Annotated in this window: 11 protein-coding genes and 1 rRNA gene; 1 reads left to right on the forward strand and 11 read right to left on the reverse strand. The window is 38.8% G+C overall.

What is annotated here, in order from left to right; genetic code table 11:
- Window positions 1-77: ribosomal RNA gene (locus OMU_RS19355) — 16S ribosomal RNA — on the reverse strand; the annotation flags it as partial.
- A gap of 691 nt (window positions 78-768) precedes the next feature.
- Between OMU_RS19355 and OMU_RS19360 the strand changes: the two genes are divergently transcribed.
- A complete protein-coding gene (locus OMU_RS19360) occupies window positions 769-2,109 on the forward strand; it encodes an ISL3 family transposase (RefSeq protein ID WP_016179001.1) in 1,341 nt (446 codons plus the stop codon).
- Between the two features lie 106 nt (window positions 2,110-2,215).
- Here OMU_RS19360 and lysS read toward each other — a convergent pair whose 3' ends face one another.
- From lysS to OMU_RS19410, 10 genes are all read right to left on the reverse strand, one after another.
- Window positions 2,216-3,679 (reverse strand): lysine--tRNA ligase, encoded by a 1,464-nt coding sequence (gene lysS, locus OMU_RS19365; RefSeq protein ID WP_102872750.1) that lies wholly within the window; start codon window positions 3,677-3,679, stop codon window positions 2,216-2,218.
- A 120-nt stretch (window positions 3,680-3,799) separates the two neighbouring features.
- On the reverse strand, window positions 3,800-4,798 hold the full coding sequence (dusB, locus tag OMU_RS19370) for a tRNA dihydrouridine synthase DusB (RefSeq protein WP_102872749.1): 999 nt from the start codon (window positions 4,796-4,798) through the stop codon (window positions 3,800-3,802).
- A gap of 11 nt (window positions 4,799-4,809) precedes the next feature.
- Window positions 4,810-5,694 (reverse strand): Hsp33 family molecular chaperone HslO, encoded by an 885-nt coding sequence (gene hslO / locus OMU_RS19375; RefSeq protein ID WP_016181554.1) that lies wholly within the window; start codon window positions 5,692-5,694, stop codon window positions 4,810-4,812.
- A 263-nt stretch (window positions 5,695-5,957) separates the two neighbouring features.
- Window positions 5,958-6,503 carry a GNAT family N-acetyltransferase gene (locus tag OMU_RS19380; RefSeq protein ID WP_016181555.1) on the reverse strand — a complete coding sequence of 182 codons (546 nt, stop codon included), beginning with the start codon at window positions 6,501-6,503 and terminating at the stop codon, window positions 5,958-5,960.
- Window positions 6,504-6,630: 127 nt separating this feature from the next.
- Window positions 6,631-8,700 (reverse strand): ATP-dependent zinc metalloprotease FtsH, encoded by a 2,070-nt coding sequence (ftsH, locus tag OMU_RS19385; protein ID WP_016181556.1) that lies wholly within the window; start codon window positions 8,698-8,700, stop codon window positions 6,631-6,633.
- A gap of 96 nt (window positions 8,701-8,796) precedes the next feature.
- On the reverse strand, window positions 8,797-9,342 hold the full coding sequence (hpt, locus tag OMU_RS19390; RefSeq protein WP_016181557.1) for a hypoxanthine phosphoribosyltransferase: 546 nt from the start codon (window positions 9,340-9,342) through the stop codon (window positions 8,797-8,799).
- A gap of 13 nt (window positions 9,343-9,355) precedes the next feature.
- Complete coding sequence (gene tilS, locus OMU_RS19395) at window positions 9,356-10,690, reverse strand: tRNA lysidine(34) synthetase TilS (RefSeq protein ID WP_016181558.1); 1,335 nt, start codon at window positions 10,688-10,690, stop codon at window positions 9,356-9,358.
- 268 nt (window positions 10,691-10,958) lie between these two features.
- Window positions 10,959-11,402 carry a S1 domain-containing RNA-binding protein gene (locus OMU_RS19400; RefSeq protein ID WP_016181559.1) on the reverse strand — a complete coding sequence of 148 codons (444 nt, stop codon included), beginning with the start codon at window positions 11,400-11,402 and terminating at the stop codon, window positions 10,959-10,961.
- A gap of 54 nt (window positions 11,403-11,456) precedes the next feature.
- On the reverse strand, window positions 11,457-11,891 hold the full coding sequence (locus OMU_RS19405) for an FtsB family cell division protein (RefSeq protein ID WP_016181560.1): 435 nt from the start codon (window positions 11,889-11,891) through the stop codon (window positions 11,457-11,459).
- Between the two features lie 73 nt (window positions 11,892-11,964).
- Entirely contained in the window at window positions 11,965-12,234 is a 270-nt protein-coding gene (locus tag OMU_RS19410) for an RNA-binding S4 domain-containing protein (protein WP_016181561.1), read from the reverse strand.
- Window positions 12,235-12,237: the final 3 nt, after the last annotated feature.

Raw genomic sequence — 12,237 nt, forward strand, 5'->3', positions numbered from 1 at the left:
AAGAAAAAGCGTTCGACTTGCATGTATTAGGCACGCCGCCAGCGTTCGTCCTGAGCCAGGATCAAACTCTCATAAAAAGTGTTTGAAACAGTCTTGCGACTGTTAAGCTCAATTGTATTAATTGACTTGCTAGCATATTGCTTGCTATGTTGTTTGCTTCTATATAATAGAAGCGCCCTACACATTTGGTTTGTTTTATTCGTTCAGTTTTCAAAGGTCTACATTGTTTGCCGCTTTGTTTCAGCAACTTTTAAATCATAACAGATTGCCGTTTTGATGTCAATAACTTTTTTGAAGTTTTTTTCGAAGAAGTTGTTGCCATCGCTTTATGCGACTTTGATAGAATAACTGAAAGTCAGTCATCTGTCAATAACAATTTTCAAGTTTTTTTTGAGCGGTATACGCTCGCTTTGGAACATAAAATAATATACCAACATAATCCTCTTCGGTCAATCAAAAATACTGATTTTTTTCAACTTTTTTTCATTCCTGACCATTGTTACTCATTGCTAGTGTAAATGTTCGCAAATAACATGAAAACTAATTGAAAATTCCCTTTTCACAAAAAGATAGGCCGCATTTTAGAATTGAAGAGTTACATCATTTTCTAATAATTCTTTTTAAGATTATAAAAAGGGCTCTATAATATCTAGTGTTGGTGACGCCTTCTGTTGCCAATACTTTTTCTTTTTTCTAATAAACGCAAACAGACACCTTGAAATCCTTTAGAATAAAGTCGACGAAAACCATTCAAAGGAGTGTTTCAAGATGTCCTATTCAGAGTTTACCAAAGAGTTACTAGATATTCTAGACCTAAATCTTACCTTTCATGAAGATGCCTTTCGCAAAGAGCGCATCAATGACGAAACATGTTTTGTTTTTGATGGCACATTGACCTATCAACCAGAGGAATGCTTTCATTGCCACTATGAAAATGAGCAAACGATCATTAAATGGGGCTGGAAAAAAGTATCCATCTTATTGAATGATGTCAGTAACTACAAGACCATTCTTCGGATTAACAAACAGCGCTTCAAATGTAAACACTGTGGAAAGACTTTTTTAGCAGAAGATTCAGTTAGTGATCGTCGCTGCTCCATTGCTCGCAGAGTCAAACAAGCCATTCTTGAGCTATTAAGCGAACCACTTTCTATGTCTTTGATCGCACGTATGAAGCACATTTCTCCGACCACTGTCATTCGAATACTTCGCAGCCTTCGGCCTAAAACCGTTTCTTTGAACCAGCCGTTACCAGAAGTGGTGTGTTTCGATGAATTCAAATCGGTGAAAAACGTCTCGGGAGCCATGAGCTTTGTCATGATGGACGGCAAGACCCATCAACTGATTGATATTGTGGAAAATCGGCAACTCAATCCTTTACGCGACTATTTCTTGCGCTACCCTAGAAAAGTCCGTGAACAAGTACGTCTAGTGGTTTCAGATTTCTATACACCCTATCGCACATTGGTGAAAGAGTGTTTTCCGAATGCCAGAATCGTCGCCGATCGCTTTCATATTAGCCAACACATCGGTCGGGCCTTTACCAACCACCGAATTCAAGTAATGAAGACCTTTAAAAAAGGGGATCGTCGGTCGAAGCACTTAAAGAAATACTGGAGACTACTTCAAAAGAATGCGTGGGAATTGAATGGTCAGCATCGCTACTGGCGTCCGTCATTTCGAGATCATCTGACAGAAGCGGAGATAGTCGATCGGCTATTATATTATGATGACTCCTTAAAGCGAGGCTACGAAGTCTACCAGGTTTTTCTTTCCGCTATCAGAAGACAAGATGTTCCTGAATTCGTCGCGCTCCTAAAAGAAGACTACAAGGAGTTGCCAGAGCACTACCAACCAGTGTTCACGACCTTCAAGAAATATCGAACAGAAATCAAACGAGCGTTGCGAGTTCCCTATTCCAACGGCCCTATAGAATGTTTGAACAACCATATCAAAGTACTAAAACGAATTGCCTATGGCTTTAGAAACTTTCAAAACTACCGAGAACGAATCTTTTTATATCGAGGAAAATATTTCAAGAAAACTAAGAACACTACCCAACTAACTAAAGCCAGAACAACAACACGGCTAGACAAAATAGCTGTCTAGCCGTGTGAGTATCTCGATTATTCTATTGAATTTCTTCACCAACACTCATTGACGAAGAGCCATAAAAAGACGCTCAGCATAACTGAACGTCTTTGAAAATTTATTTTTAACGCATAGTCGGGAACAATAAAACATCACGAATTGACTGAACATCTGTCAACAACATGACCAGTCGATCAATCCCGATTCCCAACCCACCAGTAGGCGGCATACCATATTCTAACGCTTCTAAGAAATCTTCATCCACACCATGTGCTTCATCGTTTCCTTGCTCACGTTCTTTCTCTTGTGATTCAAAACGTTCTCGTTGATCAATTGGATCGTTTAATTCGGTGAAGGCGTTAGCGAACTCACGCCCTACTATAAATAGTTCGAAACGATCAGTAAAACGTCCATCTTCCGTATTTTTCTTGGCAAGTGGAGATACTTCTACTGGATGACCATAAACAAAAGTTGGTTGTTGTAGTGTTTCTTCAACAAATGTTTCAAAAAACTCATTGATAATATGTCCAACTTCCATATTATCATTGATTTCAACATTGTGCTCTTTTGCTAATGAACGAGCTTCTTCAACTGTCATTTCAGGCCAGAAATCGACCCCAGTTTGTTCTTTGATAGCATCAACCATATGAATACGTTTAAAGTCAGAGCCTAGATCAATACTTTGCTCATCATAAGAAAGTGTTGTTGTACCCAGAACATTTTTTGCAACATCACGGATAATTCCTTCTGTTAGATTCATCACGTCTAAATAATCATGATACGCAGTATAAACTTCCATCATCGTAAATTCTGGATTATGGGTAGTATCAATTCCTTCATTACGGAAGACACGGCCGATTTCATAGACTTTTTCCATTCCACCAACAATTAGACGTTTTAAATGCAACTCAAGGGCAATACGCAGGTATAAATCCATATCTAAAGCATTGTGATGTGTGATAAATGGACGAGCAGTCGCTCCGCCAGCTTCATTATGCAAAACTGGTGTTTCTACTTCAATATACCCTAAACCATCTAGATAACGACGGATTTGACTAATGATTTGACTGCGTTTAGTGAATCGATCAAAGCTTTCACGATTACTGATCAAATCTAAGTAACGTTGACGATAACGTTGTTCAACGTTTGTTAACCCATGATATTTTTCTGGTAACGGGCGCAATGCTTTTGATAGTAAAGTAATTTCTTTCGCTTTGATTGATACTTCTCCTGTATCAGTCTTCATGATTTCACCAGTTACACCAAAGAAATCACCTAAATCACCCTTTTTAAAGATCGCATAAGACTCTTCCCCAACTTCGTCTTTACGAACATAAATTTGAATTTGGCCTTCGCGGTCTTGCAAATGAGCAAATCCAACTTTACCTTTCCCCCGTTTGGTCATCATTCGACCAGCAACGCTTGCCGTTAATTGCTTTTCTAATAGCTCTTCTTTAGTATTTTCATCGTAAGTTTCATGCAATTCTTTTGAATTTGTCGTGCGTTCGAAGCGTGCGCCAAATGGGTCAATACCCTCTTCACGAAGATTTTCCATTTTTTCGCGGCGAACACGCATCTGATCGTTCATTTCTGTCAAATTTGTTTGTTCCTCAGTCACGAATGTTCCTCCTCAGTATGTAATTACTCTTACTTATAATGCCAATGAATAGGCAAAAAATCAAGCCGAATTCCTCATTCGGCTTGAAGTTTAGCTAATTTTTGCTTTTGTTTCAGTCTTTTCGACAAGTCGATCAAGTAAATCGTAGATGACTTGTTTGTCTTCTGTTTGATTAATCGCTACTTTTGTTTTGGCAGATCGTGAAATTCCTTTTAGATAGTAACTAGCATGTTGGCGAAATTCGCGACAAGCGATTTTTTCACCTTTTAAATTTATCAATCGTTCTAAATGAAGCTTGGCTGTTTCAATTTTTTCTCGAGCACTTGGTTCGGGGATCAATTCTCCCGTTTCTAAATAATGCTGCGTTTGATGAATCATCCAGGGGTTTCCTAATGCAGCACGGCCAATCATCACTGCATCAACACCGACTTCCTCGATCATTCGTTTTGCATCCTCTGGGGTACGAACATCGCCATTTCCCATAAAGGGGATTGTTAATTGATCAGCAACTTGTTTTAACACATTCCAATCTGCTTTGCCTTCATACATTTGAACTCGTGTTCTGCCATGCATCGCAAGCGCTGATGCACCCGCACTTTGAGCGGCCAAGGCGTTTTCAACGGCAAAAACATGTTGCTCATCCCAACCAATGCGCATTTTGACTGTTACGGGGATATCCACAGCGGAGGAAACAGCCTCTACCATTTCATAGACCTTATTAGGATCCAACAACCATTTAGCTCCCGCTTCTGCTTTGATGACTTTATTCACTGGACACCCCATATTAATATCGATGATATCTGCTTCTGTATTCTCTTGGACAAATCGTGCAGCCTCTACTAGTGTCTCCTTACTACCACCGAAAATCTGTACACTTAGTGGATGCTCACCCTCATCAACATAAAGCATCTCTAAGGTTTTTTTATTTCTAAAATGAATTCCTTGATCACTGATCATTTCACAAACAACTAATCCAGCACCAAATTCCTTCACCGTTACCCGAAAAGCAGCATTTGTTATTCCAGCCATAGGAGCCACAACAACCCGATTTGGAATTTCCACATTGCCGATTTTCCATGTACCGTTCAATGGTTTCACTGCTATTCCCCCAAAATTTCGTGTTTCAATTCATAAAGGTCTGCTTCGCTATATTCATATTTGTTGTTACAAAAAGCACAGACCGCTTCTGCACCATGATCTTGATCAATCAATTCTTGAATTTGCTCCGCTCCTAGTGTAATAATCGCTGATGCAAATTTTTCTTTTGAACAATCACATTTAAATTGAACAGACATGGTTTCTAAAAATTCTACATCATCTGTTGCTAATAACTTCTGCAGAATTTCTTCTGGCGTCTGACCTTCATCTAACAAGGTCGAAATACGGGCTGTTTCTTTAAGTCGCGCCTCAATTTGATCAATAATCTCATCACTGGCTCCCGGCATAATTTGGATCATGAAACCGCCAGCCGTTTTGATAGAATCATCCGTATCAACTAGAACAGAAACACCAACCGCTGATGGAATTTGTTCTGATACAGCTAAATAATAGGTAAAATCTTCCCCAATCTCGCCAGAAACAATCGGTGTCTGACCAGAAAATGGTTCTTTCAATCCCAAATCTTTAATGACCGTAAACATACCTTCTGTTCCAACTGCTCCACGCACATCGATCTTACCGACTTCATTCAAAGGTAAGCTGATATGTGGATTTTTGATATAGCCTTTTACCTCGCCTTTTCCATTACTATCTACAACGATAGCTCCTGCCGGTCCATTGCCTTCTATTTTTACAGTCATTTTATCTTCGCCTTTTAACGTTGCGCCTAGCATTAAAGCCCCAATCATCGTACGTCCTAGGGCTGCAGAAGACGTATTCCATGTATCATGACGACGCTGCGCCTCAGCGATGGTTTCTGTTGCATTAACAGCGTACGCTCTTACAAATCCCTCATAGGCTAATGTTTTCACTAAATAGTCACTCAATCTATTTGCTCCTTAATATTTTATATTATTCCTTGTTTTTACTCGTGATTGCATCATACTAGGTGTTCAAGCTTTTTTCAACTTCTTCGTACGACGTCATATGGAAAGTTTAACAATATTTTTCAATCAAAGCGTTAGCTAAATGTAGTTTTGAGCAACAGATATTTTTACACAAATCCCCTAATAATTTGCAAGTCTATAACTAGCCTCTCATTTTCGTAGCCTTGTGTTCTATATTCAAACCTATTCAATAAGTCGCAGCTTTAACAACTCACATCATTCTTAACCGTTCTACCAAGTTCTTTCACCATAATTAAATCCGTTTGCTTATCTATTCCGATATAAAAATTATGTGTCCCAATTTTTCTAAAACCAAACATTTGATAAAAACGCAACGCATTCTCATTCTCTTCCCATACACCTAGCCAGATAAGTTTACGTCTCTCTTTAGTAGCAAGTTCAATAGCAAACTCTAATAATTGTCGACCTAAACCCTGACGCTTGTATTCTTTACGGATATAAATCCGTTCGACCTCTAGTCCATTCCGATCTATCTTCTCAGTTTGCGCTAAATCGATATTCAATTTTAAATATCCAGCAAGTTGATTATCTAAATAGATAAAAAAGAAACGTGAATTTGAATTCATCATTTCCTTTTTTAATTTTTCTAAATGATACGCTTCAATCAAATACTCCTCAAGATTATCTGAATCATTTTGCTCAGCAAAAGTATCACTGAACGTTTCTGTACTGATTTTTTGTAATTCGAGCAAATCTTTAATTTTGCATATACGAATAGATCCTTCCATCTTTATCATCCTCCTATATTAACATTAACAATCTGCTTTATTCGATATTCCTCTTTAAATTTCCTATACGATTCTGACAAATAAAAAACAAACGGCATATCCTAAGGACATGCCGTTTCGCTTTATTTTACTCTTGATTATCGTTTGTATCTTCTGGTTCGATTTTATCATCTGAATCTTTATGTTCATTTGCTTTATCTTCAGCCTGTTTTTCAGCATCTTTTTCTTCCAAAGCACGTTTTGCTTCTTCAAATGTTTGAGCTTGAGTTTTTTCACTTGGATAAAGACTATCAGAACCTGCAGGCATTTCGCCTGTTTCAAACAATGATTTGATTGCTTTGGCATCCAGTGTCTCGAATTCCAATAATTTTTCAGCAATCAATTTATGCTGTTCACGATGTGTCTCAATGATTTCGCGAGCTTTATCATGTGCCGCCATCAAGATATTTCGAACTTCTTCATCAATCTCAAAAGCAACTTGTTCAGAATAAGCTTTTGTTTGACCATAGTCACGACCAACAAAGACTTGATGATTTCCTTCGTATTGAACCGGTCCAAGCTTCTCGCTCATTCCGTATTCAGTTACCATGCTTCGAGCTAATCCAGTAGCTTGTTCGAAGTCATTTGATGCTCCAGTTGTTTGAGCATTAAAGACGATTTCTTCTGCTGTACGACCACCTAGTAACCCAACGATTTGCTCAAACATATCGTCTTTCGACATCAACATTTGATCTTCTTTTGGTAAGGCAATCATATATCCGCCAGCACGTCCACGAGGAATAATCGTTACTTTATGCACCACACGAGCACGGTTTAAGACCATACCAATAATCGTATGACCGGCTTCATGGTAGGCAACCATCTCGCGTTCACGTTTACTGATGACGCGGTCTTTCTTAGCAGGTCCTGCGATAACGCGATCTTCTGCTTCATCCACGTCTGAAGCGTCAATTTTTTTCTTATTACGACGAGCAGCAACTAAAGCAGCTTCATTCAAGACATTTTCTAAATCCGCGCCGGCAAAGCCTGGCGTTTGTTGCGCAACAACTTTCAAATCAACATCGTCTGCCAAAGGTTTGTTACGAGCGTGCACTCTAAGAATCGCTTCACGGCCTTTAACATCTGGGCGACCAACTAAGATTTGACGGTCAAAACGGCCTGGACGTAATAACGCTGGGTCCAACACATCAGAACGGTTGGTTGCAGCAATGACGATCACACCTTCATTTCCATCGAATCCATCCATTTCAACAAGTAACTGGTTCAGCGTTTGTTCACGTTCGTCGTGACCGCCGCCCATGCCTGCACCACGTTGACGACCGACAGCATCAATTTCATCGATGAAGATAATCGCTGGCGCATTTTTCTTAGCTGTTTCGAATAAGTCACGAACACGAGAAGCTCCGACCCCAACAAACATTTCCACGAAATCTGACCCTGAAATTGAATAGAACGGCACACCTGCTTCACCAGCTACGGCTTTAGCAAGCAATGTTTTACCAGTCCCGGGAGGTCCTTCAAGTAGTACACCAGCTGGAATACGGGCACCTAATTCGACGAAACGACGTGGATCTTTTAAGAATTCCACAACTTCGACTAATTCTTGTTTTTCTTCTTCAGCGCCGGCTACGTCAGAGAAACGTACACGATTAGCTTTTTTGTCAGCTTCTTTAGCTTTTGATTTACCAAAGTTCATGACACGGCCATTGCCGCCGCCACCGCCGCCTTGTTGTCCTAGCATCATGTAGAAGAAGAATATCATAATCAAGATAGGCAAGAAGCTTACTAATAAAGTAACCCACATACCGCTGCTTGATTCTTCCTCAATCGTTATTTTAACTTTATTTTCTTTTGCTAGGTCATTGACCTGACTCAGAGTTGAATCATTTGGCAAAACAATGGTTGAGAAATGTGTCGTTTTTGACTCTGTTCCTCCCCCAATAATGCTCAAGCCGCCGGAATTAGCAACTTCCTGTTTTGCCTTATACTCACCAGTGATTTTATAGACACCACCAGCAGGCTGAATCTTGATGTTCTTGATTTTGCCATCTTGAATCTGTTCCGTAAAGGTTGAATACTCGATATCTGGCGAAGCTGATTTGTTATCTCCAAAAAGGAAATAAACAACCATGACCATAGCCAAGATGACGAGAATATAATAGAGAGCATTTTTTACTCCCTTATTGTTTTTGTTCATCTGCGTCCTCCTCGCACTTGTTAGCTTATTAGCTTGTTAAAAAAGTTTTATCAATTTTGACCTTTTAAGTATATCATACTGTGATTTTTTCGGTCACTAATTTGATTGATAAATTTCCGGCTTCAATACACCTACATATGGCAGGTTCCGATATGCTTCAGCATAGTCTAAACCATAGCCAACGACGAATTCATTAGGCACATCAAAACCAACATAATCAGCATGGATATCCACCACGCGTCCTTCTGGTTTATCCAACAATGTGACAATTTTCACTGATTTAGCTTTCCGATATTTAAATAGATCAACTAAATAGCCAAGTGTTCGACCACTATCAATAATATCTTCTACAATTAATAAATCGCGACCTTCCACATTGGTGTCTAAGTCCTTGATGATTTTTACCTCGCCCGAAGAAACTGTCTGATTCCCGTAACTTGAAACATCCATAAAATCCAATTCTAAATGAGCATCAATTTCACGAACGATGTCAGCCATAAAAGGTATGGCTCCTTTTAAAATACCAACTACCAATGGATTTTTATCGGTATAATCTGCTGTTAATTGTACGCCTAATTCGACACAGCGTTTTTGAATATCTTCTCTAGTAATCAATACTTTTTCAATATCTTTTGCTAGCATGTAGAAACTCCTTTCATTTCGCTACTTGAAGCGTATAGTCAAGTATGTAGTGTATTCTATCAGTTTCAGTTGCAATACTCAAATAGGAATTGACAAAAGGCAAAAGCGCTACAATTTCTCCAGCAGAATCTTCCACCACCCATGCTTGATCACGGATATCCATCGGAGTTTTTTTATCAATAAAATAACGGCTAATGCGTTTTGTTAATGTTTCAGTCAAACGGATTCGATCACCATCTTGGCGACGACGGATCGTTAGAGGGAGTTTAACTGTGAGTGGTAACGGAACTTGGTATACACCTTTATTCGCGACTGTATCACTTCTGCTTAATGCAATCGTTTCATTGTCGGATAAGAAAAAGCGTTCGTTTTCTCCCAAAAAATATTTTTTCTGATGGACAATTATCTTCTTTTCCAAATAGAAATGTTGGTATCTACGAGAAAATTGCCAGCCCTCCCCTAAATCTATGACCCATTGACTGACAGGACGCTGGATTTGGTCTAGCAGTAAAAACAATTGTCGCTGTGAGACGACTAGATTCGTTTGTAGAGCCTTCTGCTGAAAAAATATCGACAGAAAATAATAACGAGCACCCGTATCCGTGGGAAGCGTATCAGCTGAAAAAAACCACCTCTGTCCATCGTATTCGATATTTCTTAAATTTTCTTTTAGCGCCTCTGTAATTAACTGATCTGCCCAGAGCAATTGCTGATGGAACTGTTGAGCATTCGCTAATATTTGCGGATTTTCTTTTTTTAACTCTGGTACGATATTTTGACGGATTCGATTTCGAAAGTAGTCTTGTGAAATATTCGTAGCATCTTCAAAATAAGTCAAATTCTTCTCTTCAGCATATTCATAAAGCGTCTCTTTCGAGAAGGACAACAGTGGACGCAGCAATATTCCATTACCGAATGTTTGCTGGCGCACGATTCCGCTATGACCTGTAAACGAACCGCCACGCGTCAAACGCATTAAAAGTGTCTCTAGCTGATCGTCTCCATGATGAGCAGTAAGAACTAGATCATAGTTTTCCTGCTCCATAATTTCCTTAAAAAAAGCATAACGTAGACTACGGGCAGCAGCCTCAACATTTTTCTTAGCAGGTTTTTTCCAAATTTTTAAATAAAAAGGTATGTCTTGTTTTCGGCAATAATCATGTAAAAAATCCGCTTCAACCTTCGATTCAGTGCGCAATTGATGATCCACGTGAGCTACACCGATAGTCAGTCCTTGCCGCTGCAATAGATGCAAAAGAACCATTGAGTCAACGCCTGTAGAAACTGCTAGTAGTATCTTTTTATCAGCAGTTAATTCAGGATTTTTACGAAAAAAGTCTTGTTTCATGTCAAACTCCTTGATTTATAAGAATACTCAATTTCTATCATATATTCTCTAATCATACTTTCCAATTATTAATTCATTATGAACTTCACTTGTATCGATTTTATCGCCAAGTAATCAATAGAATCTCTTTTCCTTTAAAAAAAGGAGCTGTGACAAAAGTCTTGTCACAGCTCCTTTTTCCGAACACACGTTGTTCCAGAAGTAGCTTCTTAGGAAATATACCGAAATTTCTTATAGCTGAGCACTTCTGTCACAACCTTCCTTTATTTTAACTACGGCGGCCTCCGCGACCACCGCGTTTTCCTTCAGTATTACGTTTGATCGATGACAAGCGATCATCGCTATCCTTTAAAAAGGAACTCATCAATGAATCGAAGTCCTGTTTGCCGCTATTTTGTGGTTTGCCCTTAGGCGCAGGTTTTGAGCGATTATTATCACGAAACTCACGTTTAAAAGGTTTCTTTTCTGGCTGTGGCTGATCTTGGGCTTTGCGAATCGAAAGACCAACTTTACCGTCGTCTCCGACTGAAGTCACTTTCACTGTTACTTCATCGCCGACAGTTAATACATCATGAATGTCTTTTACGAAACCATTAGATATTTCACTGATATGGACTAAGCCCGTTTTGCCCTCTCCCAAGTCAATAAAGGCACCAAAATTGGTGATCCCTGATACTTTTCCTTGCAGCTTAGCTCCTACTTCGATTGACATAAAAAAATTGTTCCTCCTAATTTTTTTCCAATTTATTTAAAACTGCAACGAAATTTATTTAGCAGTTTCGGATTTAACAACTTCATCAGCAGTTTGTTTATCTTTATTAGATGTATTTGCTGAATCTGGTAAAACAAAAATTAATTCACCATCTTTTGAATAATAGAAACGACTACGGGCTAGCTTAGCCACATAGTTATCATCTTTCAAGAGCTTTACGTCTTGCCGCAAGTCAGCGACTCGGTCATCCACTTTGGCAGACTCAGCAACAGTTTTGACTTTAATCTCATTTAGTTCACTTAAATGACGTTGCTCATTAAAGATTTGAACTCCCATGACAATAGCGACAAAGGCAGCAATAGCTATTAAAGCTGCTAAACGACGACGTTTAAAAATCAATTGACGATGTTGCTTTTGAAATTTAAGATATTGCTCTTTTGCATATGGCGTATCTAACGAAGCAATTTTTTGCGTCTCGTTTTCATTCATTACTGCTCGCTCCTTACATGAAATTCTTTACTATTATATCAACTCAAGTTATAATTGTCTATTTGAATTACCCCTAATTTCCGTTATTTTCTACACGTGTCTCACTAATGATACGGTACATTTTAGCTGCGTCATCTTTTTTTGTTGATTCATGCAGTTCTTCTACAGCGACCTCTAGAATTTTATTCCCAAATTGTATACGCAGTTCATCACCAACTTTTACATCTGTTGAAGATTTTGCTAATTTTCCATTTACTTGGATTCGCCCTTTATCAGCAACTTCTTTCGCCACTGTACGACGTTTGATGATTCTTGAAATTTTTAAAAATTTATCTAATCGCATAAA

The sequence above is a fragment of the Enterococcus avium ATCC 14025 genome (assembly GCF_000406965.1).
Classification (GTDB): domain Bacteria; phylum Bacillota; class Bacilli; order Lactobacillales; family Enterococcaceae; genus Enterococcus_A; species Enterococcus_A avium.

What these genes read in the sequence shown, in the direction of transcription:
- OMU_RS19400 (WP_016181559.1), bottom strand. Translation starts at nt 11,402, where the DNA reads ATGTCAATCGAAGTAGGAGCTAAGCTGCAAGGAAAAGTATCAGGGATC.
- lysS (WP_102872750.1), bottom strand. Translation starts at nt 3,679, where the DNA reads ATGAACGATCAGATGCGTGTTCGCCGCGAAAAAATGGAAAATCTTCGT.
- hpt (WP_016181557.1), bottom strand. Translation starts at nt 9,342, where the DNA reads ATGCTAGCAAAAGATATTGAAAAAGTATTGATTACTAGAGAAGATATT.
- OMU_RS19380 (WP_016181555.1), bottom strand. Translation starts at nt 6,503, where the DNA reads ATGGAAGGATCTATTCGTATATGCAAAATTAAAGATTTGCTCGAATTA.
- ftsH (WP_016181556.1), bottom strand. Translation starts at nt 8,700, where the DNA reads ATGAACAAAAACAATAAGGGAGTAAAAAATGCTCTCTATTATATTCTC.
- tilS (WP_016181558.1), bottom strand. Translation starts at nt 10,690, where the DNA reads ATGAAACAAGACTTTTTTCGTAAAAATCCTGAATTAACTGCTGATAAA.
- OMU_RS19360 (WP_016179001.1), top strand. Translation starts at nt 769, where the DNA reads ATGTCCTATTCAGAGTTTACCAAAGAGTTACTAGATATTCTAGACCTA.
- OMU_RS19410 (WP_016181561.1), bottom strand. Translation starts at nt 12,234, where the DNA reads ATGCGATTAGATAAATTTTTAAAAATTTCAAGAATCATCAAACGTCGT.
- OMU_RS19405 (WP_016181560.1), bottom strand. Translation starts at nt 11,891, where the DNA reads ATGAATGAAAACGAGACGCAAAAAATTGCTTCGTTAGATACGCCATAT.